Origin of the sequence: Neobacillus pocheonensis (assembly GCF_050477905.1) — a bacterium.
Taxonomy (GTDB): Bacteria; Bacillota; Bacilli; order Bacillales; family Cytobacillaceae; genus Neobacillus; species Neobacillus pocheonensis_A.
Genome location: NZ_JBCNAD010000099.1, coordinates 15,819 through 36,121 on the forward strand (window position 1 = coordinate 15,819; position 20,303 = coordinate 36,121).

Genomic DNA, 20,303 nt, shown 5'->3' on the forward strand with positions numbered 1-20,303 from the left:
AATTTCATTCCTTCCGTTATTCAATGGATGAATTTTTTCTGAACAGGCTGGCCAGGGAGCGCTTGGTTTTCTCTTCTATGAATTTCTGTTTCTACATTAATATAGTGCTTTATCAGTTCACTTTCGGTATCGTTTAAGTCATCCTTATTTATGTATAATGGCTTCATTGTATCTCGATATGAAAGTAACTCTTCTATTGTAAGCATTGGGAGAACTTCGGGGCTATATATCACAATCTCCCCGATCCGGCCGGTATTTTCGTCCTTCATGCTTTTCATGTATGCGTCAATAGCTCTTTGAATGAGAGGAACGATTAGAATTAAGCTGCCTCGTATCATAAACGAAACGGGCGCTTTGCCTATACGATCATACAAGTGATTAAAAGCCAGCTTGACCAGTTCCTCTTTGTTGCCGCCAACTTCTTCATTTAGAACACTGTAAAACTCATTTGTCTTTTCGATATTTTTATTCCAAAGCGGTATATTATCGATCTGCGCTGTCATGGTGTAGATTCGGCTCCGGATCTCGCCAAGGTTTTGAAATAACACATGATTTGGGTATTCAATCTCCACACTGGCCATAAACTCAAATAATTCTTCGGCCAAGTCCACAAGATTCTTTGATTCACCCATTACCTCATTCCTCCTCGGAACTCTCGATACCAGGATACAACTGCAACCGTATAATTTCGTCAGTGGTTACGTCTTTCATCAACACAACGCATTTATGATCTTCCCATTCGAACGGCAGCTTGTCCTTGTGTTTCATCCAAAGTTCGTCAAGTGCTTCATCACCCTCCATAAACACAGGGCCGTAGATACGGTACACCTTGACATTTTCCCGGAGCGCTTGAATGGAAACATATCGGGAATTTATTGTTACTTTATTTTCATTGCCGCGCCGGTTCATGGACTTCTGAGTTTCATGATCCATTCGCCATTGCTGCAGGATATCTTCGGTCAAAGACTCGATGGTTCGGCGGCAATACATTGAAACCCAAATAGGTTTTCGATTAGTACCAGTATTGAATTGATCCACTACCGGCAGCCGTCCCTCACTCTCCCAGCGTTTACGTTCCGTTGTGGTGCAACTAAGGTAAGCCTCAACCTTACTAGGTCCAATGCCACATTTATCCGGAAAATCATTCAAGAAGCGTTCATGCAGTATCAGCTTTGAATCCTCTGCAGCATAATGTCTCTCCACAACCGTTATAATCTCATTCAACCGTTGGAGGACTAATTCTTTTTGTTCAAATTCAGTCATCGGTATGATGCTGTTTAGCCATTCCACGATGAATGATTTTTTTCTCTGATAAAAAACAGCTTTGAGATTCACTGGCGGTAACTGGCTCTTATCCATACAAACACCCCTTCTTTGTCTCGAAAGAGAATCCGGATCGGTTCGGCAGCTGAAAGCTAGAATGAAGTGCCACCATGCTAAGGCAAATTATCGAGACTGACGATGCCCATCCACATAAAATGATAAACGTATGCAACCGTTGCCCACATCAGCAGCGAACGTACTCGCATGCTGATTTTGTCCGCTCGTTCAACTTCTTGGGTTCTCCAATAGACGATTCGATAAACAAGAAAAAATGCAACTAACCAGTACAAAGGCAAAAGAGACATTGCCGTCCAGTTCGCGTCACTGAGTTGATCACTCATCCGGTCGGTCAGTGCCGTTGGTGACGGAAAGTAGGCAAAATAGATGCTGCAATTTACATACGGTAGGACAAACATGAGCAAATAATGGGCCATTACACGAAACAAGGCTCTCTTCTTATTACGGGAAAGTAATACAATCATCAGTCCAATTACGATTAGTACAGATACAATTTTGTACAATTAATTTGGACCTCCTCCCTAGAAAATGCTCTTACTTCCGGTCAACTACATATTTCATATCCGTGGATTCCCATAACCCATAATTAGTCAGCATCAATTTTGATTTGACTAGACTATCGTTGGCTGTTAATTTCAATGGTCTCCTTGATGGTCCAACTAAGAATTTTACTCCATTGTATCTTTAGATGTAACCAACGGTTTAACCTCTACAAAATTCATAACGTAACCGCATTCATAACAAGCGCAAGTCTTGATAGATCTTCTGTTAATATCAGGCGCTATCCAATTGTCATTAGATATATTTTCAAAGAATTTCACCCTAACACAATCAGTTCCCGATAAATACCCATCCATAATAAGACGACTGTTGCAAATTGGACATTTTACTGCCGGATCGTCAATTAAGACAGATTCGTACTCGTTAATATAGATACTTTGGATAACACCTTTAAAGTCAAAATCGAACATTTCCTCGTTACCGGAGTACCCCTGAAAGAAACCAATCCGTCCATCCCTCAATAAAATTCGTTTCCCTTTTTCCATCTGCTTAAGGTGGATGCGTAAGTCGTTGATCCTCCTTAGCAATAATTTTTCTTCTTGTTTTGATGACAAATTAGATCCCTCCAATGATTATTGATATTGATTTGCGACAAACTTAGTCAGCATTCCCCTAGTGAAGAGTTAATTCCCTTTAAACCTTTTCCAGCGCCGGGGCATTACTAACTTCGGATTATCAACCCAAGCTCTCAGAACCCCCCAAGCAGCTCCAAATCCTTCCCCATAGTAAACTTGTTCTCCCCGATAAAACGGAGTGGACTTATTCGCAGTAATGGGGAGGATCGATACACTAAAAACCGGCTTCAGTTTTCTTAGTGATTCTGGAACTGATTCACCTGTCATATCAAAAGCAACTATCTGTACACGATGTTCTTCCCCGATAAATGTTTGCTTCATAATTAAACCTCATTATTCGACTTCCATCCATGCTAGGGCCATTTTACGGGCCATTTCATGTAACGGGTGATTTTTCGGAACCTGGCTGTACCAAACCGTTCAATATGTTTAATCAGCTGTTCCGTTCTTTAAATTCTTTATAGACTTTCATAAGATTGTTCAGCCTCTTAATTTTTTGATTTGGCTTCAAATCATTATTCTCCAGCACAAATTGTATGTCCTGAATGGCAATAATATCCAAACGTTCTATGCGTTGCTTCTCAAAGGAATGCCGATAATACTCTATACTCCCCTGTTCGTATATAGGCTCATCAAGACTACCTCGTTTCTCTGCATCAGCCCATTGTTCCCTGATAAATACCAGACGCTCTGTTATTCTTTCAAGATCCTCGGTCATATACTTCGGAGCTTCACCTTCCGGGTAGTTGGCGATTCGTTGCAGTTGCTCCTCAACATCCATTTCCAAACTTTTAATAAGCGGCTCCATCATCGTCCGATAAGTCTTTACTGGCCCCATTACTTATTTACCTCCATTGATGGTCAAAGTGTTAAATCGGATCGTACATATCCCGAATCTCGATGCAGAGCTTTAACACTTGTTCTAATTCGGTACGGATTTTAAATTGTTCCTTGGCGTCTATATAACCCGAAGCTTTACCTACGAGATTTTGAATTTCTTCTACCTTTTGAAGAATAACCTTCGTGTTGCCCCGCGCTTTCACATAATCACCCCTTAGATGTATCACGCAAAATTAGGTTATAAAAATTCCCTTGCTTCAAATCCAACCTTGCCGCCGCCAATTCTTCGTCAGTAATCGGCTTTCCGTTAAGATAACACGAACCGTCCTCGTATTCCTCGAAGACCTTGCCGCTTTTTAAAGTCGATTTGACAACCCATTCCATGAAACCACCCCTACCATTTAGATACATGTGAACGAATTTTATCTATGAACTGACGTTCATCTACTTGTCCCTTTAAATAAGCTATTTCATACAAATATTCTAAAAGATCATCCAATCGTTCCATTCCGTGTTTTTCGAAATCCTCTTTCACTGCAGCAAGAGAACGCTGTTTATGTTCCACTTGTGTACTCTGATGAAGATCAATTATCTTTTTCATTTTCATGCACGCTCCTAACTCACCTTATCCCCTACATTATGCACCATAACTTTCCATGGCACCGGTCCGTTCGTTGGAAATCTCTGTATCCTGAATTTGACTCTCAATCTTTCTGATAAGCGGAACCAATTCGTCGAACCGGCACTTCTTAACTTGGTTAGATATGTCGGCCCAACTATTCAAAACAAACTCCTCCTAAAGCAGCATAGTTATCGGACGTTTTTATAGTTCCATTATACCATAGTTATCAGACGTTTTTCAAGGTTTTACCAGCTGAAAACGTCTGATAACGGACGTTATCAGACTATTATTCGGAACCCTCTATTCACACCGAAAAAGAGGGCCGATACCATAATATGTAAACAACTAAATGACCTCGAACCTAACCGGGTTTAACTTCTCTTGCGTATGTAAATAATAGGAAATATAAGTGCTTGGGGGGGACGGTAAATGCGCACGGAAGTGGAAAGATATGTAGAACGAATTTTGGTCGAAATCCCACGCTGCGAACCAATACCAAAAAATGTAACGGAATCGATCCAAGATATAACACTAGATGAAATAGAGAGTTTATTAAGGACAATTGAGTATATGGCCTACAAATGCGAAGCATGGACAAAGCAATGGAAGGAATTACACTCCTTGGTACAAACTCATTCAAAACTAAGAAGAGTAAAGTAACACATTTGAGGAAGGAAATACCGGCATGCCCCAGCTAACATTAGAGTATATAAAAAATGAAAACTTATCTCTATTAAATTACGAGCCGATCCGTAATCGGTTTCGAAAATTCCGGCAGCCCCGAGCAAAACATCGCTAATGGAAATAATATACACGTCTTGATATAATAAATGATAAGACAAGTACATAAGCGGGTTGGGACGCTATCATCCTGTGGCAAGGGGGTGAAGCGTATGGATGAAAACGTTAAGTATTTTATCGCAGGAGCATTGTTCGCAGTAAAGCTACTCGTAGTCGTAGCCAAAATCGTGAACGGTTCTGTAGGTAAAAGAAAAAAGTAATCCCCCGACCCTAGACAAGTTGGAGATTACTTTTTTTCTGAACACAGGAACCAGTAATTAGCCAACCTGGCTGTGTACTTGTCCCTTGCCTTAATATTGATTACTTATGGAAAAATTATACCAAAGGGATTGAGTGAAAGTCAATGAACCCTATTGTAACCGATAAGCTACCGAATATGCTTTGTTTCTGGCTAGGCGCTGGATTCGCCCTCATAGTGATGCTTTCTTTTCACTTCTACGACCAATATAAAAAGAGATAGCACTACCATCATAAGCTTGAACGGAATCGGTATCTGAAGAAATCCACTTGTATCCATTCGGCAAAAACGAACATTAGAATCCTGGTTATCCTCGATAAATTTCAATCCTTACTCGCAACGTCCCTTCGCCTTCCAACAGCCCCATAATGTTCTTGAACTTTTTTTCAAGCAACGGATAGTCACCCTTAAAATCAAAATTGAGGTAAACACCGGAAGTAACTGCAGCTGCCTTCCGTTGTAGTTCCTCCAGTTCATCCAAAATTACTGCAAGACCATTCCCGGAAGGATTGTCCCTGTTTGATTCTCGAACGACTTCATACTCAGCCTCAATGACTTCATTCCCTTTAATGATAAAACGTTTATTGTCACTCGTCTGCTGTTCCGTTTTATTTTGCGAATCCTGGCCTTCCCCTCCGGCACTTAACAATTCAGTCTCGAACTGCTTAGCCGCCGCTTTAGCCGTTTTTTCTTCTGCAGTTTTCGTTAAACCTAAAGCTCGCAAATGGTAGTAAAATGTACCAAACGAAAGCCCCCATGCCTGCCTTATCTCATAATCTCCTATTTTTAAGCGCCAATGTCTCAAAAGATCTCGTCTAATATCCTTATTCTTTATATTTTTCCATAAATCAAATTTCATTAATTCATCTTTGTGCTGTTCGTACAAAGGATCATCCATGTGGCCCCTCCTATACATTCACATCAACATTATCAAATAGATCGCCAACACAAGTTTCACATATATATTTACCCTTGAATGGACTAATATCTTTATCACTACCGCAAAAATGGCAGAATTGTTTATATGGCTGGATGACGACCCAATTTCCTTCAACGGATATTTCAACAGCGTCTTTTCTCCCAATCCCCATAGTACGCCGCAGTTCCATAGGAAGAACAACGCGGCCCAATTCATCAACTTCTCGAACTATTCCGGTCGGTTTGATTCGACGAACGCCCCCCATGATCGCATCCGGACTTCTCAAAGTATCAATGAGCTGCAAAACCTGTTCCCGATCCCGGAGCCTGTCCATGTTCTCTAACGATTTTTCCAAAATAACCAGCATCATTGTTTTTAAAGCGTGAGCGTCCGTAGGTAACTTAGGATCAGAGCGTTTTGCTTGACTACTCAATATAAATCCTCCCTTGAGATATTCGACATCATTCTACCATAAATTAACTTATGTGCGGTATAAAATCCCAATATAAAACATCACTTTATACATTCGAACATGCAAAAAATACCTCTTGAAAAGCGAATGTATGTTCTGTATTCTGGATATAATATATAAAGAACGATTGTTCCTGTTTGAAGGGTGGAAGTCACATATGATGTTCCCGAATAATAAGCAGGCTCTAATTGATCACCAAGGAAGCCTGAAAAAGATAGCTAGGCCGGAACTAGCTGAGGAACAACAGCATGAAATGCTTTGCCTCCTTAAAGTATCCGGGTCAGAGTACATCCATGTTACAATCACTCTCTACGGAGAATACGGAAATCAGGAGTATACTGGGATTGTGACCGGACTTGACCCTCGCCTCTTCCTTGTGAAACTACAACTTGGCTATGATTGGAAGCTATTCGAGTTTACAGACATTATAGGGGTAAGGCTATTGTGCTAAGTGACATTGAACGAAAAGTTCATCGTATCCTCGTTAATTACTCTAAAGGTCGCAGACGGCTGCCGTCGATTCAAGAGCTTGGAATAAAGACCGGTCGGGGACGGGCTGGGATTTATCAAATATTAGCTGCTTTAAATCATGAAGGGTTTATCGCATGGTCTCCGGCCGATCCGAACCAGATTCAGCTACTTAAAGAATCTGAGCCGAAATCGAAATGGATATACGGATGGCGTTAGACAAAGCCAAGATCCAACAAGGTAGTGGAAAGCTGACAGACAACCGTAACGATACGATGAAGCAGAGTACCGGAGGTCATTACGAATGAGCAAACTAGACGGAAATGAGCGGTGGAAAACTAAAATGATGTTAACAGAGCATAAAAAGCAATATGAGAATCGTAACGAAGCTAAGAACTCACATTTACGTAACCGGCCTACGGAGGATGAACTTATCATGATCCGCGACTCTATATTACTTCCTCACATGTTGACTATGGTTCAGAAGAGCATCGATGACATAGAGAGCGGCTCTAATCTTCTTAAGCAACTTTATTTGACAGCGGCCCGTGCAGTGATGGACAAAATTAGTGGCGATTTGTACAGCTTGCGCCGCGAATTGTCGAAGCGTAATATTAAAATAATCGAAGACGAACAGGTGGAAATGATCGTATATCATCGTTTTATTTGCAGAGGTTATGAGGATCGTTTCGGAATGATGCGCGAAGTCATGCGGTCCGAGATCAGCATTCGCTTATCGAAATACCTGAAAGAAATAGCGGGTAGGCTAGCTGCCACCGGACAGTAATCTGACTTTTATAAATAAATTTATATGAGCTACTAATAATTAGGAGAGAATGATCGTGGGGAAACCAAAAGTAGCCAAACGGCCAACACGGGACGAATTTGTATTAGAGGAAATCGGCAACCAACTCAGCGAAGCTAAACATGAGAATTCCGAAGTTGTATTAACGGTTTGGGGAGAGGATGAACCGGTACGGGGCATGATCGTCGAAATGGATTCGCGTACCGGAAAAGTTCATGTACAACGCCACGGTGAAGTCACGAAGGTTCCGTTTATGGACGTTATGAAGGTTGATTACCCGAAAGATTAACGGATAAGCCCGCCCCAGCGTTTCTAAACCGCCAGCAGGCAGCATGCAGCTCCCCCCCCTCAACCAAGTTAAATATATGATGACCGGGGCCGCGGATCGCAGCCCCTATATCAATTAAGGAGGATAACCCCGTAGTGGGGCGCTATAGTTTGCGCGGTTAGTGTATGAATTATTCCAGCAGCTTCGCTTGACCAGAAATGTAATGGTTTCAAGACCTCCCCGACCCGTACCGTTTAACCAAATCGGATTTCCCATATGTTTTTTCTGCCGATCGGATGACGATCAACACGCTTGCGCCGATTGCTGTTCCAGGAACCGCCATCGCTCTCCCCTATCCATTCAAAGCCAGCTGCTTTCAAAGAACTACCTGGTTCTTCAACAAGCGTGTATGTAATAAGCCGGTCATATCCCAGCTCTTTCGCTATCCTCGCCGCAGATCGATATAACATGCTGCAGAGATTCGGATATGCTTCTTTGACAGCAAGCCTCGTCACTTCTAGGGTCTTATGATCATCCTTCCATCGGGCCACAGGTCTTCCAATGATAGCCACACCGATAATCTTATTGCCGTCACTTAACGCCACACTGAATTTATGCCCTTGAGGCGAAATATGATGCCTATGGTTATCATTTACAAATTCACATGCCTCTCGGAGTGTCGTCGGAGCTTTCACCGGCTCAAACGCAACATAATTCGGATAGTAGGCACGTAAGTATAAATTCGCTTGCCGCTTGCTTAAAGCACAGCCCCATAGCGGAATCCATCCCTCATCATGTAGTTTCATGGCCCCGATGCGCCGTTGTTCATCATCCGACAGGATCATAGATTTCATGATCTCCGGATTCAGAAACACCCAATAAAACAAACCCGGTGCCGGAATAATCTCGCTGTCAGTTTGAACCTTGGCTTTCTTCCGAATCCGGAGCCGTTGGACCGGCTGTACTTCGGGGCAAGATGTCATTTCCTCAATGAATTTCCTGAATACCGTCTTAATTTCGTCCTCTGTGTATCTGTCAATGCTCTCTACATCAACCCTTGCCCTCTTGGCCAGTGTGGCCATCTTTTCGTACCATCGCTCTTTATCGGTCAGCTGACTATCACGGATTATGATGTCTTCCGGATCCAAGAGGCTACCGGATTCAGAAACGGCCACCGGCATTTCGGCAATGAGCTTCATTCTTTTGCTATCGGAACCCATGTACTCCGATTTTTCAATATGAATCGCTTTCCAATCCATAGGAAAATAGCCGCCCAAGCGCTTTTCTACCAGCTCAAAAAATGCTTTATCGTCATATTCTTTCGAGAAACGGATTCTGCCGTCCACCGTGTTCTTGACTAAAATATGGATGTTTTCAATGCTATACATATTTGCGTCCTCCCTGGAATGCTGCAGCTGCAGCCAATGTATGTTAGCGGCCTCCGGTCAATCGACCGGAGCCGCAAGCCTTACTTATAAAATCCCTATTCGCTGGCAAAACTCCGGATCCTGATCTTTCAATTTCCCTGCGGCAATTGCAACCGCCTTATATGGTTGCCGTAGCTGGTATCCATACCGACCCATATCTTTCAGCTCTTGAAGCCGGTTAAGTTTTGAAATATAAGTTTCCCATGCCGATTCCCATTCTTCCAGTTGCTTACCTTTCAACTCCGCGCCCGGATCGTACTCCAGGAGCGCCATCGTGTTTTCTACCCAAAAACGTTCCTGGTCAACATTCAAGTAAGCAACATCCAGAAGTGCTACAGCAATCCTTAACTTGACTTGAGCAACAGCCCCGAAGTCGCGAGATATAACCGTTCGCCGGTTTAGGACAACATGCTCCGGCCAACTGCATCCGTAATGATCAGTAAACCACAGGTCTAGCATTAGCGTTTCGTCCTCTATCCGGGCATTATGGTCGCCATCAGAAAGATCCATGCTGCCAAAATCTTTCGGCTCATAATCCGGAAGATCAGCAAAGTATGCCCGATGGTAGCCGAAGGATTGAATGGAACCTGTTAAGATAGATTGAACAGCTTGCTGCAGAGATACTTTCATTTCGCTGGTTGTTGTCATTGGGAAACCCTCCGTTTTAGTTTATAGTAGTTTGAATCTTGGCCAGCTGCTCCCGGTACAACGCCAGGCGAAGCTCACAGCGTTGACGATGTTCGTTACGTTGTAATTTGAGAACCCTTTCCTCAATTTGGACCATGAATGTAAGATACTCGATGCTCTCCGGACCGATATGCTTGGATAACTTATGCTTTAACTCGATGATTACCGGATCGGTCGCGGGAAGTTCAATGCCGTGATCCACAATACTTTGTTGGTAAGCTGCTGCTTTCATGCCGATCAACCTCCTTGGTTGGTTTGATATTTACCCTATATCCGGATTCGCTTGCCGTTCTAGCCCGAGCGGCGATGAGCGGAATCCTTAAAGGTTTGAGAACAGAATACTTGCTTGCGAAACTTGCTTTTTGCGTATGAAGTTTTCAAAGAGCCTTACATCCGTTTTTCGAAGCCGTCATAGCCGGTTTAACCATACCGGCTCCCCGGAGTGCAAAGGTCTGCCCGGCTCTGCCGGGATGGCGTTCTCGAAAGAGAAAAGCCACCTTTGCGCGCAGGGGTTCGGTATGGTTGGCTAAACTGACGGATGCGAAAAACCGCCTTCGGATGTAAGGCGGCTGAAAACGTAAGGAGCAAAGAGCTTCGCCCACGCTGGTATGTGAATCAAACCGTAATGACTTCCTTGTCCTAGCTCACAGGAATTTCAAATTTGGGTTTAGATCCTCGGCTCTAAACGGCAAAAAAAAAAGAACTGCTAACAGCTGCAGCTCATTCAATCAAAAACAAGTGATCAACATTTCGCGAAAGATTAATGCTTGTAACTCCCGAGCGTTATTAGTATTTGTCTTTTTATAGATATTGTATATGTGATTTTGAATCGTTTTCTCAGCAGTTTTAAGTTTGATGCTAATCTCCCGATTACTTAGTCCGAGTAATAATAATACTTTTAAAATTTCGATCTCTCTAGGACTTAAGCCAAATTTCTTCTCTATCAGTAAAAAGAAATTAGTACCAACAGGATGTAATTTAATTGTTTGTTCATCCATAGAATCACATACTCTACTCCATCTCTGATTCATTGAAAAAGCATACCAATCATAAAACCAATAGCAACTAAGCCAATACGATAAACCCAAGTAAATAGCTTTTGCCTCTTCATGTTCTCACCCTATTCTTTTGTTACTTTTCACTATATTTTCTACTGGCATAAGCTATTAAAGCGAAAAATATTGCCCATAACAGAAGAAATAAAAGGGTCAACATGTAATCACCCCATTCAGACCTGTTCATCAGGAATTTCATAAATCCCTTTTACCCATTCGGTGAAATTCTCCGTTCTTTTTCTCGAAAAATTTCTACATCCCTATAAATTTAGTTTACATGCACTTAAATCCATTGGTATGTACGGTCGCTTCGATCCGCTGATAATAGTTTACATTGACCACTGGGTATGAATGATTCGATAAACCAGCAGACCTCCACGTAAAATTTAGGCTTGTTTGTGACGAATCTAATTTCCCTTGCATATCCGTCTTTTATCATCATTTCGCAGATGATCCTTGCACTTTGAATACCACTTTGAAGATAAGTCAATATTGCTTTTTCCTGCCCATACGTTAATCCATTTTGTGCATCATTTTCAACCTGATTCTGCTCAAAAGTTGTAAATAAATCAACTTCCTTATTTTTAGATTTCTTCGGAGCCGCAGGTGGCTTTGTATCTGATCTTGTATTAATGATAGGTTGATTCCCAATAAGTGCCTCATTGATTAATTTTCTTATCCTAGCAATCTGTCGATCTAGTAAGGGCAATTGAAGGTCGATGTGAAGCTGAATGTCCTGGGGTAGTTTGATGTCTGAGAAAGGCGGCAAGGATAGTTTGTCAATGGACCAACCAGCTTCGATTTTAAGTAGAATCTCGTCTAATTCTAGGTCAATCATCGAAAAACCACTCCGGATCTCAGATACTGTTTTTGCATCAATGCCTGTATGCAGCTCCAAGTGATCAATACCAAATTTACGTTCTTCGCCGGTTTGCTTATTAATAACATGGTACTGATAACGCAGGCTTCTTCCGCACTCACATTTTAAATCGGATGTCACTCTGCCAGCATCAACATAGCCGACCAGGATCCAAGAATCGACTAAGTGTTCAATATCTTCAAACGTGGCCCCTTCCGGAACGCGCAACCCCTTTTGAGAAGCAATGACATTAGCAAAAACAGTCCTTCTTCCTCTCTTCATTTCATCTTTCAAGAAACGAACTTGCTCCTCATTTAAGCTACTTAAAATCAAATCTCGTTGCGCTTCGGTCAGCTTCAAAACAATCCCCCCACATTCCGGCATATTTTTACGTTCCATGATCTCCTTCTTCATCGCTTTTTGCGATTAATCGGGTATCGCTTCTTTCTCCTATCCGCTAATGGCTCGTTAGAAGTTCTCTTTAGGTTTGCGTGGTATTCACACATGGTTGCGGTAACTAAGCGCCCCCCGCAGTAAATGCAGACTCCAAGCGATTTGCGTTTCGCCCGGAGATTTCTCATGGCTGCTGCCGGGTCGAACTTTTCATTCGCTCTATTTTTCATTCTACTCCCTACGGCTCCATATATCGATCCATCTGAATGACCGGCTGATTGATTGTTGCAGCTGCTTGATCCAGCATATTGTTTTTTAATTGCTGGGTCAGATACGGGGTCTTTTCTAGCCGAATATTATGTATGTCCTCTCGGCCTTGGATCTGCACCCTCAACGATTGATTTCCGTTCTTTGTAATTAGTTGATACTTGGACACCGGGGAGTTTAATATTTTCGCATCTATACTCGTTGGATTATCCATAGCCGGTAGGCCATCGGTTTTTTTTAGAAGATCCTTAAGCGTTGTCCCAGGTTTCGGCTCGATCCACTTCTCATCAGGCGCTTTTTCTTGCTTTGCAGTCTTCCCCTTATCCGGAACGTCAGCAAACGTGAAAGTGATTTCCCTATCTCGAACCGGTGTAATAATTTTCTGGAACACTTTAACAAGGCCGTCAAGTTTTTTCGGATCATCACTTTCTTTTACCGCGGCCATATATTCGTTTTTAGGAACACGCGACCAATCAAGTTCATGCCCCGCAAAATTAGACAAAACTTGGAAGTAGCTACGAATTGAACGTCCGTTCCCCTCTCTGAAATAATGACCGAAGTTTACCTCTTGGTAATAATAAGCAGCCTTCTTAGCAAAAGCATCCGGGGAGAGGTTTTTTAGAAAGTTATCTTGCTTTAACTGGCCAAAAACATAATCAGCATGTCGGTCAAACTGCTGATAGTCGCAAAATTTGAACCCATTCTTTGCAATGTTCACTGTTCGAAGTTGCCCAGCGAAGGGATAAACATCCTGGAATAGATGCTTATGTATCGCCTTTAAATGCTCCAAGTCAAAGCTCCCTTTAATTGGGATGATATCCAATTCAATTTGACGGAGTGCTGTTCGGCCGCGTTCAAAGTCGTGAAGTACCTTTGGATCCCGAATATCAGCTAAGTTAACTAATACGTCCGTGCCGGGATACGTGTACTCACTATTCATTTCCCCTTCCCCTTTCCCTCGATAAAAGCGCGGTTATATTCCTCGTCGGTAATTTCTCCGTTAAGACGTTTAAGGAGTAATTCCTTTTCAGATTCGGACAACTCCGCATTTTCATACGCCCAAGATCCATTCATCCGTCGAAACGCGTCCTCGAATTGCTCTCTTGAAATAGACCCTTTATTTTGGTTTGCCATGTTCTGCAACTCCCTTAATCGTATTTATTTGATTAGCCATATCTGCGGCTCCCTGCATCAAATTTTAGCTTTGCTGGCTCGATCAATAAGCTTTTCTGCGAAATCCCGGTACTTAAAAGCATATTCCCAATCCATTTTTTCAATAAGCTCGGGAAAAGGCCCATTCCTTAATGCCTGCATTCCGATGTTTGATGTATTGACTAGATCGACAAAGTAACACAGCTGCATCAAGTCCTTGATTTCATCGATAACCTTATCTTGTATCAAAGTCACAGGCTTATAATCCGCACCGTTCTTGATCTTTGCCATAAAATGCACTTCTTTATAAGGCGGCGTTAAATGAAACTCAAACATTTTGATCCGCATGGAAGAAGAAATTTCATAGTGTAATCCTTGCTCGTCGATCCAGAAGAAGATCGAACCATTCTCAAGACTCTTGTTCCATCTGCTAATGCGATGGGAATTTTCAGTCACCAGTGAATGTAGAAAGTCCCTGGATTCGTACAAGAGAAGGTAATCATCAGTTGTGATTTCGGCAAGGGGCAAGATTCGCCTTATAAATCCAAACATCGCATTACTCCCCCTTGGCCTCGAATTATAAATTCAATGTTTGCTGTCGCATTATTTCTTGCGCGCGCTTTATAAGCTGTTCATTTTGCTTTATAGTCAATCCCGAATAAAATTGCTCGAACATGGCCAGTAAGTAGGCCGCAGTCTCCACTTCTGTATTTGATTTGAGTGTTCTTTTCACTTCGGTAAACTTGTTTTTAACCGGTTGATTCACATCCAACCGCCGCCGAGCATCCAAATTTTTCCCCCTCCATCAATGGCCCGTAAAACAAATATTACGGGCCGTAAACTAGCTTTAATGGACCAATATCGACAAATTAAATTAACGTCGTCTTGTACCCAAGGTGTAAAAGATGATGTACGTAAAGAAGATGATCACCACCAGCCAACCTATTGATATGCTTCCTATATTCAGCACAGGGACCGTTTGCGACATGAACCCGATTACCGCATCTGTCAGCTCTTTCAGCTCTCCGATGCCTTTATCGAAAGTAGACTTGAAGATTAAGTAGAAGAGGAACAGCACAACATCCAACAAAAACACCATCCCGGCGATCAACATACGTTGACTATCCCGCCTAGAGGTCATCGGGTTATAATCGCCAAACCATTCCGGTTTTAGTATTCTCGTTAGTGAGAATCCCCCTATGCCAAGCGACAGCAAAAACGATGTGATGAACAGAAATAACACGGCACCAATCCTCCATTCAGCTTTAACGTTCCACCCTATTTCTCGTAGTTCTTGAAGTGCCGCTCCATCGCCGCGAGACTCTTATCAATGTTTTCGATCCATTCAACATAATTCTCGCGATTCACCTTCAATCGCTGCTCATAAGTCTTTTTCCCCTTGGCCGTAACAAACCTCTGGCTCCCATTCCTATCATCGAAGAATAGATCCGGAAACTTAATCTGTAGATGGGGCAGAACCTTGTAGGCCAACTTTTCATTAGCCATCCCTGTTTCCCCATGCTTTTTCAGTTCTTTCGCCATATCTTCTACATGTTCCCTTAGATCATCATTTAAAAGCAGTTCAACACTACGCGTACGCTGCTTTTTCGTGGGAACACTCGGAGTCCCATAAACCAAATTTCTCATGATCTCAAGAGCATGAACCATGCTCTGTGCTTTTTCAAATTCGCCGTTCGGTCCTGTAACTTTGATAAAACCGTTTGGATTATTTTTACTATGAGGGACGCGCCGGATTGAGAACCCATACTTATCCGCAAATTCTTTGGCTCTTTTTTCTTCTGCAGAAACAAATCCCATTGAAAATGCCTACTTTCATGCGGTAATTTAATTACTGAGCTTCGTACCAGCTTGCTTCTATATCATCAAAAACTTCTTCTTTCCATTTTTCAAACTCATTTTGAATGGTTGCATTCGGTGTGTCTGCAGGATATTCAAACTCACCCCTGGCCACAATATTGCCATGCCGGGTAGAAACCTGAAACATAACTTTCCGTACTGGCGCTTCCGGTGGATCTATCTTCTTCCGGAATTCTCTGTATTCCCTACCGTTCAAATTACGCACCCTCTTTCAGCTGCGTCATCTTTCCCAGGTTCGGATCCGCTGCAGCTGTAGCTTCCTTCTGCTTTCGTTTAGCCAGATATTTCTCGATGGCCGCCATATCATACTTATCAAGCTCCTGGAACAGCTTAAATTCCGGATAAAGCTGATTGTTCGCATTGATATGGTTAACGAGTGCATCACGGCCCTGTGTCTGCAGCATTTCCGCGGGATCCATACCCTCCGGCAAACGAGCCACCGAAACCTTGATCCCTTCATTTTCAAGCAGCTCTCCGGTAAGCAGCGCGCCTTCCAGACCGCCTTTGTCGCCATCAAAAATGATGACTGCTTTATCAACGCCTTTTCTTTTCAAGAGCTTGGCATGGACCGAAGTAAATTTCTTCGCACCGCCCGGATCCACGCCATTATCAAGGCCGTGACTTTCCGCTACGAGCCGGTCAATAGCTGATTCAAAGATTTTGACGATCTTCTTTGGATTGATTTTGTCTACGCCGCCCAACTGGTCGCCGTACAAGTACAAATGCTTTTGACCAGCTTTGCCATCGTCGGTTGCCCGGCCATACAAATCAACAACCTTCCCGTTCAAGTAAACCGGCAGGATCGCACGATGAAAATGAAAATCCAGCCCTCTGTGATTGATCAAGCGCCACTCCGTCATCTCATCTTTCGTGAAACCGAATTTTTCAAGGTGTTCCCGGAGCGCCCGGCCGCCTGGTGCGTAACCGGCATTGTGCTTCTTCAAAACACTCTCGCTAATGCCGCGCGACAAAAGATATTCGAGCATCCCTTGCGCTTGATAAAACTCTGCAGCCAGCTTCAACGCTTGCTCTTTACGCCGCTTCGTTTCGCTAATGACCGGATCCGCATCCGGAATGTCAACGCCGGCCTCTTTGGCCAGAAAACGGATCGCCTCATCGTAAGACTTCCCAGCATATTCCCGCAAGAAATGAATTGCATTCTTCCCGCCCATTTCTTTCGGCATACATGCATTGCATTTATAGGTCTGCTTGTTCTTGTCGATACGGCCATGATCGTAATTATCTTTTTTATGAGTGCAGCACCACGAAATATAAAAATCATTCTTGCCATGGCCACGTTTAACGTCAATGCCGTGCAATTCCATGAGCTTTGTAAGGTTCACACTTTTCAAAAGATTGTCAACAAACTCGCGTGTATATTCAATTCTTGCCATGTTAGTTTCCTCCCTGGGCTAATCTTGCTTTGCTTTTCCGTTTTAAGTAATTAAAGGCATCCTGGTCGTTTAAGATGACTTGTTGGAAGTCGCTCGGCATTTTACCGGCCTTTACGATCATGATGTACGGATCCTCATTGAGCGCCGCGGCCAATTTAATGCAAGTTTCTTCGGATGGAGGTTCTTCCTTCCCTCTCTCCAATTTGCTAATATACGGAATGGTTACTCCAGCTTTTTCGGCAAGATCCTTTTGCGTTTGCCCGCTGGATAATCGACACGATTTTAAATACTCACCAAAGCTCATTCGAATTTCTCCTTAAATTTGCGTTGAGTCACAACTAAACTTCCTAATAAAAGTATACCAAAAATTGCGTAAAAACGCAACTTTTTAATGGGAATATTTGTTCCTAAAACCATAATAAAACGCTTGATTTTACAATATTTTCCCTTGCCTTAAGACGGAATCCAGGATGAAATATAATGCCTTTATTGCCCCTCGTCAGACCCTTCGATCCTCATGATATTAATTACAAAAAGAAAAACAGGAAACCCCAAGAGGCTCCCTGTTCTCCGCAAAACAGTTATATATGAGCTAGAACGTATGTCGCTAGTCCGACCGTTCCTATAGTAGCAATAAAAAGGATCTTCAAATCAAGATCATCCCACTTATCGAGTTTGTATAGTTTATTAAAGCAGCTTGTAACAATCACGTTCTGTTAGGGCTGGATTTTCAAGTTCTCTTTCTATTAAGGCTCGTTTAAGAATACGGTCCACACTATACCTCCTCATCGATAAGGGTTAACCTACAATAAGCAGCTGCAGCTTTTAACCGGCACAATCTCCGGGCGACCTGGCCGAACAACTCTGCTCGAAACCTCATTAAAGCGAAAAAAGCCCTGTTTTCACAGAAGCTTTTTTCATGAGTGATCTCACCTTGCGGTGAATATTGAGTATGTAAAACTTATTATCTAATACTTTAATTTAATACTTTAATTTAATACTTACAAATCAATAATATCACGAAAGAACGTAAGTATCAATAATAATTCACAGTTTACTTAGTTCCACACCAGCTGCCGCAGCTGCTTCCTGAAACGATTCCAGTAGCTGTCCACCTTGTTCCATCATTTGCTTAAGCAGCTTCTTATACTCATCTAATTCGGCAATTTCGTTTTTCAATTGTTGCACCTGGGCATTCAAACTCTGTATGGAGGAGTTACGAGCCAAAGCCGCATTTTCTAAAAGCGCTACTTCATGAGCATGATCGATAAGAGCGTCTTGATACGTTGGAAATAATTCGATCATATAAGATTCTAGCTTTCGGATAAGCGCCGGATTTGTAATAGCGCCTATGTTATTTGTCATCCTCTTTTTATCGATCCATCGAACGTAATTCATTTGAATGCCGGTATTGAATTGAAATCCATCTGCTGCAGTCGCGTCAATAACGCCGGTATATCGCCTACCATACTGCTGCGAACTGCACGGGGCAACAAAGATTGAAGTGACATCGTTGATAAGAACCACACAAGGATGCTCAAACATAGGTTCGTGGCCAAAATTTGTTGCGCCGAGATCGGCCATAAGAATCGTACCTGGAGCAAAATTTGTCGTTCTGTCCGGTTGTGACAAGCTATTCAGCCAGCGTTCATGAAAAATAGTCCAATGGCCAAGATGATACGCGGTGAGATCCGGAAGCTTGTCCATCAAATTCCACATTTCCATCTTATACTGGTCTGAGATAAGTGCATTCGACCGCCCTGGCGATGTTTTAGCCGTTTGGGTCTTCGTTTCTCTTTTAATCGATCTGTTATCAATGGTAAAGATAGGCTTGTCCTCCTTTATTCAATTGTAGCGGCCATATAGCTTGCCACCCAGGCACGGAGGACCATACCCCAGCTAGTTCTTCCGGAGGCTCGTTACGATGCGTTTTGGGCAGCGTAATGAGTGGAAGAACTGTATCAGTCATGAGGCAAACTGGAATACCGCAGCTTGCGAGGATATGCCGGGAAAACTCTTGACGGATGCGCGGGTATGGTAACATCCTGACAGGTGGCAAGTGCCGAAAAAAAGGCCGCGGGAGCATCCGGCTTGCCGGATGGTGTCCATGCTATTAAATACATCGTAACGCAAGTTCGGATAAGAAGGCCAATGGAATCTACCGGGTTTTTGGCGCTTGCGCCCTAGAGCCGGTGAGTCGCTTGGACTTCCCGAACGGACGAGCTGGGGGATCCAACTTTTTTTGTATAACTTAACCCATAAGTTTGCCGTTGGCCAGCCAACCACCCGCAAAGTATATGGCGAATTAAAGCCCGCCTAACCTTTAGGGATAATTTTTTCTAACATTCCTTGAAGATGGTCATGCTTAAATAGTTCCATTTTCATAATTTCATCGGCTTCTGCACACCACCATTCCCAATTGATATATAAATCAATTTCGCAAGAATGGTGGTCATAAATGTTCTGTCCGGTAGGCTTATTATAAAGTTCTTCTACAATCATCTTAATTTCTTGTTGACTCATACCATAGTGCATATCAATTTCAGAAGCATGGAATTGGATATGTGCGATAAGGAGATCCATGGTATAAGGTTCAATTGTAGAGAACAACTTTGTTTTCCTGTCCTCTATATTGTAAGTATGAGTAAGATGATATACATAAACCGTATCAGAATAGAGACTCTTCTTTTGAGAGAATTCGTTTAAAAGCTGTCTTTTATTTTGTAATTGCAGACCCCAATACTCCTCTACTTCTTCGTCATCAGAGTCATTATCTTGTACACTTAACACTACATCCTTCCAATTCTCATTTGAAAATTCATACCCCTTTAGTTCCCTTTCAAAAGAGAAGATTCCAAAACGATTTATAATGTTTTCCTTTAGAGAAATATCGTTAACTCTAACGAACGCAGGAATTGACAGCTTCGAGACGGAAATATGACCTTCAATAAGCGCAGCAAATGATATGTTTCCACTGTTTGGTTGGTAAGTAGTCATAATATCTATTAGCTTTAATAAATGACACTGATTGCCCATTATGTATGCTAACTCCGATCCGATCACTTCTATTATTAAAGCATGAACCGAATCAAAATCATCCGATTTATCAACTTCATATTGCGGCTTAAATGTACCCAATAAAATTTTTAAATGATTTCTTTTGTTCATAAGGATTTGTATTTCGTTTTCGTGAAGCTCCAATATCTCCATCTCGTTGGCATGAACAAGTCGTTTTCCCTGGTTAAATTGGATCACTGCATATTCCATTAATAATTCACTCC

34 protein-coding genes are annotated in these 20,303 nt (G+C 42.5%); 5 read left to right on the plus strand and 29 right to left on the minus strand.

The genetic code is table 11. The features are described 5' to 3' along the window. Window positions 1-20 precede the first annotated feature (20 nt). The 10 genes from ABES02_RS29190 to ABES02_RS29235 all read right to left on the minus strand — a co-directional run bounded on the left by ABES02_RS29190 (window position 21) and on the right by ABES02_RS29235 (window position 4,101). Window positions 21-632 (minus strand): hypothetical protein, encoded by a 612-nt coding sequence (locus ABES02_RS29190; protein WP_430141437.1) that lies wholly within the window; start codon window positions 630-632, stop codon window positions 21-23. 4 nt (window positions 633-636) lie between these two features. Beyond that, window positions 637-1,359, minus strand: coding sequence for a hypothetical protein (locus ABES02_RS29195; protein ID WP_430141438.1), 723 nt, complete (start codon window positions 1,357-1,359; stop codon window positions 637-639). A 77-nt stretch (window positions 1,360-1,436) separates the two neighbouring features. Then, a complete protein-coding gene (locus ABES02_RS29200; RefSeq protein ID WP_430141440.1) occupies window positions 1,437-1,844 on the minus strand; it encodes a hypothetical protein in 408 nt (135 codons plus the stop codon). A gap of 165 nt (window positions 1,845-2,009) precedes the next feature. Then, window positions 2,010-2,456 carry a hypothetical protein gene (locus ABES02_RS29205; RefSeq protein WP_430141441.1) on the minus strand — a complete coding sequence of 149 codons (447 nt, stop codon included), beginning with the start codon at window positions 2,454-2,456 and terminating at the stop codon, window positions 2,010-2,012. A 69-nt stretch (window positions 2,457-2,525) separates the two neighbouring features. After that, entirely contained in the window at window positions 2,526-2,798 is a 273-nt protein-coding gene (locus tag ABES02_RS29210) for a hypothetical protein (RefSeq protein WP_430141443.1), read from the minus strand. Window positions 2,799-2,910: 112 nt separating this feature from the next. After that, complete coding sequence (locus ABES02_RS29215) at window positions 2,911-3,315, minus strand: hypothetical protein (RefSeq protein WP_430141445.1); 405 nt, start codon at window positions 3,313-3,315, stop codon at window positions 2,911-2,913. A 31-nt stretch (window positions 3,316-3,346) separates the two neighbouring features. Continuing rightward, window positions 3,347-3,520 carry a hypothetical protein gene (locus ABES02_RS29220; RefSeq protein WP_430141447.1) on the minus strand — a complete coding sequence of 58 codons (174 nt, stop codon included), beginning with the start codon at window positions 3,518-3,520 and terminating at the stop codon, window positions 3,347-3,349. 4 nt (window positions 3,521-3,524) lie between these two features. Further along, window positions 3,525-3,701, minus strand: a complete 177-nt coding sequence (locus ABES02_RS29225) for a hypothetical protein (protein WP_430141449.1) — start codon at window positions 3,699-3,701, stop codon at window positions 3,525-3,527. Between the two features lie 10 nt (window positions 3,702-3,711). Continuing rightward, window positions 3,712-3,918 carry a hypothetical protein gene (locus tag ABES02_RS29230; protein ID WP_430141451.1) on the minus strand — a complete coding sequence of 69 codons (207 nt, stop codon included), beginning with the start codon at window positions 3,916-3,918 and terminating at the stop codon, window positions 3,712-3,714. Between the two features lie 36 nt (window positions 3,919-3,954). Further along, window positions 3,955-4,101 (minus strand): hypothetical protein, encoded by a 147-nt coding sequence (locus ABES02_RS29235; RefSeq protein WP_430141452.1) that lies wholly within the window; start codon window positions 4,099-4,101, stop codon window positions 3,955-3,957. Between the two features lie 267 nt (window positions 4,102-4,368). On the opposite strand from ABES02_RS29235, the gene ABES02_RS29240 reads away from it, so the two are divergent. Then, entirely contained in the window at window positions 4,369-4,599 is a 231-nt protein-coding gene (locus tag ABES02_RS29240; RefSeq protein ID WP_430141454.1) for a hypothetical protein, read from the plus strand. A 686-nt stretch (window positions 4,600-5,285) separates the two neighbouring features. Here the strand turns inward: ABES02_RS29240 and ABES02_RS29245 are convergent. Both ABES02_RS29245 and ABES02_RS29250 read right to left on the minus strand, forming a co-directional pair. Continuing rightward, complete coding sequence (locus tag ABES02_RS29245; RefSeq protein ID WP_430141456.1) at window positions 5,286-5,876, minus strand: hypothetical protein; 591 nt, start codon at window positions 5,874-5,876, stop codon at window positions 5,286-5,288. Window positions 5,877-5,886: 10 nt separating this feature from the next. Next, a complete protein-coding gene (locus tag ABES02_RS29250) occupies window positions 5,887-6,162 on the minus strand; it encodes an AbrB/MazE/SpoVT family DNA-binding domain-containing protein (protein ID WP_430141550.1) in 276 nt (91 codons plus the stop codon). A 364-nt stretch (window positions 6,163-6,526) separates the two neighbouring features. On the opposite strand from ABES02_RS29250, the gene ABES02_RS29255 reads away from it, so the two are divergent. From ABES02_RS29255 to ABES02_RS29270, 4 genes are all read left to right on the plus strand, one after another. Then, window positions 6,527-6,820, plus strand: coding sequence for a YolD-like family protein (locus ABES02_RS29255; protein ID WP_430141457.1), 294 nt, complete (start codon window positions 6,527-6,529; stop codon window positions 6,818-6,820). Beyond that, a complete protein-coding gene (locus tag ABES02_RS29260; protein WP_430141458.1) occupies window positions 6,814-7,056 on the plus strand; it encodes a hypothetical protein in 243 nt (80 codons plus the stop codon). Before ABES02_RS29255 ends, ABES02_RS29260 begins: the two co-directional genes overlap by 7 nt. An 85-nt stretch (window positions 7,057-7,141) precedes the next feature. Further along, on the plus strand, window positions 7,142-7,624 hold the full coding sequence (locus tag ABES02_RS29265) for a hypothetical protein (RefSeq protein ID WP_430141460.1): 483 nt from the start codon (window positions 7,142-7,144) through the stop codon (window positions 7,622-7,624). A gap of 55 nt (window positions 7,625-7,679) precedes the next feature. Further along, a complete protein-coding gene (locus tag ABES02_RS29270; RefSeq protein ID WP_430141462.1) occupies window positions 7,680-7,931 on the plus strand; it encodes a YolD-like family protein in 252 nt (83 codons plus the stop codon). A 233-nt stretch (window positions 7,932-8,164) separates the two neighbouring features. Here the strand turns inward: ABES02_RS29270 and ABES02_RS29275 are convergent, their stop codons facing one another. From ABES02_RS29275 to ABES02_RS29355, 17 genes are all read right to left on the minus strand, one after another. Beyond that, window positions 8,165-9,298: an XF1762 family protein gene (locus ABES02_RS29275; protein ID WP_430141464.1), complete on the minus strand. Its 1,134-nt coding sequence runs from the start codon at window positions 9,296-9,298 to the stop codon at window positions 8,165-8,167. An 84-nt stretch (window positions 9,299-9,382) separates the two neighbouring features. Next, the gene (locus tag ABES02_RS29280; RefSeq protein WP_430141467.1) at window positions 9,383-9,985 is read right to left on the minus strand and encodes a hypothetical protein; all 603 of its coding nucleotides are present in this window, start codon (window positions 9,983-9,985) and stop codon (window positions 9,383-9,385) included. 16 nt (window positions 9,986-10,001) lie between these two features. Next, window positions 10,002-10,256: a hypothetical protein gene (locus ABES02_RS29285; RefSeq protein ID WP_430141470.1), complete on the minus strand. Its 255-nt coding sequence runs from the start codon at window positions 10,254-10,256 to the stop codon at window positions 10,002-10,004. A 496-nt stretch (window positions 10,257-10,752) separates the two neighbouring features. Further along, the gene (locus ABES02_RS29290; protein ID WP_430141472.1) at window positions 10,753-11,022 is read right to left on the minus strand and encodes a helix-turn-helix transcriptional regulator; all 270 of its coding nucleotides are present in this window, start codon (window positions 11,020-11,022) and stop codon (window positions 10,753-10,755) included. Window positions 11,023-11,362: 340 nt separating this feature from the next. Then, complete coding sequence (locus ABES02_RS29295; protein ID WP_430141475.1) at window positions 11,363-12,337, minus strand: DUF3895 domain-containing protein; 975 nt, start codon at window positions 12,335-12,337, stop codon at window positions 11,363-11,365. Between the two features lie 11 nt (window positions 12,338-12,348). After that, entirely contained in the window at window positions 12,349-12,561 is a 213-nt protein-coding gene (locus tag ABES02_RS29300; RefSeq protein ID WP_430141477.1) for a hypothetical protein, read from the minus strand. An 8-nt stretch (window positions 12,562-12,569) separates the two neighbouring features. Beyond that, window positions 12,570-13,538 (minus strand): Fic/DOC family protein, encoded by a 969-nt coding sequence (locus ABES02_RS29305; protein WP_430141480.1) that lies wholly within the window; start codon window positions 13,536-13,538, stop codon window positions 12,570-12,572. Beyond that, window positions 13,535-13,732, minus strand: coding sequence for a hypothetical protein (locus ABES02_RS29310; RefSeq protein WP_430141482.1), 198 nt, complete (start codon window positions 13,730-13,732; stop codon window positions 13,535-13,537). The genes ABES02_RS29305 and ABES02_RS29310 overlap by 4 nt, the downstream gene beginning before the upstream one ends. A gap of 57 nt (window positions 13,733-13,789) precedes the next feature. Further along, window positions 13,790-14,302: a hypothetical protein gene (locus ABES02_RS29315; protein ID WP_430141484.1), complete on the minus strand. Its 513-nt coding sequence runs from the start codon at window positions 14,300-14,302 to the stop codon at window positions 13,790-13,792. Between the two features lie 25 nt (window positions 14,303-14,327). Next, window positions 14,328-14,540, minus strand: coding sequence for a hypothetical protein (locus tag ABES02_RS29320; protein ID WP_430141487.1), 213 nt, complete (start codon window positions 14,538-14,540; stop codon window positions 14,328-14,330). A gap of 84 nt (window positions 14,541-14,624) precedes the next feature. Then, entirely contained in the window at window positions 14,625-14,993 is a 369-nt protein-coding gene (locus tag ABES02_RS29325; protein WP_430141490.1) for a hypothetical protein, read from the minus strand. Between the two features lie 35 nt (window positions 14,994-15,028). Beyond that, window positions 15,029-15,568, minus strand: a complete 540-nt coding sequence (locus ABES02_RS29330) for a hypothetical protein (protein WP_430141493.1) — start codon at window positions 15,566-15,568, stop codon at window positions 15,029-15,031. A 31-nt stretch (window positions 15,569-15,599) separates the two neighbouring features. Continuing rightward, complete coding sequence (locus ABES02_RS29335; protein WP_430141495.1) at window positions 15,600-15,824, minus strand: hypothetical protein; 225 nt, start codon at window positions 15,822-15,824, stop codon at window positions 15,600-15,602. 1 nt (window position 15,825) lies between these two features. After that, the gene (locus ABES02_RS29340; protein WP_430141498.1) at window positions 15,826-17,022 is read right to left on the minus strand and encodes a toprim domain-containing protein; all 1,197 of its coding nucleotides are present in this window, start codon (window positions 17,020-17,022) and stop codon (window positions 15,826-15,828) included. 1 nt (window position 17,023) lies between these two features. Then, window positions 17,024-17,326, minus strand: a complete 303-nt coding sequence (locus ABES02_RS29345) for a helix-turn-helix domain-containing protein (RefSeq protein ID WP_430141501.1) — start codon at window positions 17,324-17,326, stop codon at window positions 17,024-17,026. A gap of 743 nt (window positions 17,327-18,069) precedes the next feature. Beyond that, window positions 18,070-18,729: a type II toxin-antitoxin system PemK/MazF family toxin gene (locus ABES02_RS29350; protein ID WP_430141503.1), complete on the minus strand. Its 660-nt coding sequence runs from the start codon at window positions 18,727-18,729 to the stop codon at window positions 18,070-18,072. A 609-nt stretch (window positions 18,730-19,338) separates the two neighbouring features. Next, window positions 19,339-20,289 carry a hypothetical protein gene (locus tag ABES02_RS29355; protein WP_430141505.1) on the minus strand — a complete coding sequence of 317 codons (951 nt, stop codon included), beginning with the start codon at window positions 20,287-20,289 and terminating at the stop codon, window positions 19,339-19,341. Window positions 20,290-20,303 lie beyond the last annotated feature (14 nt).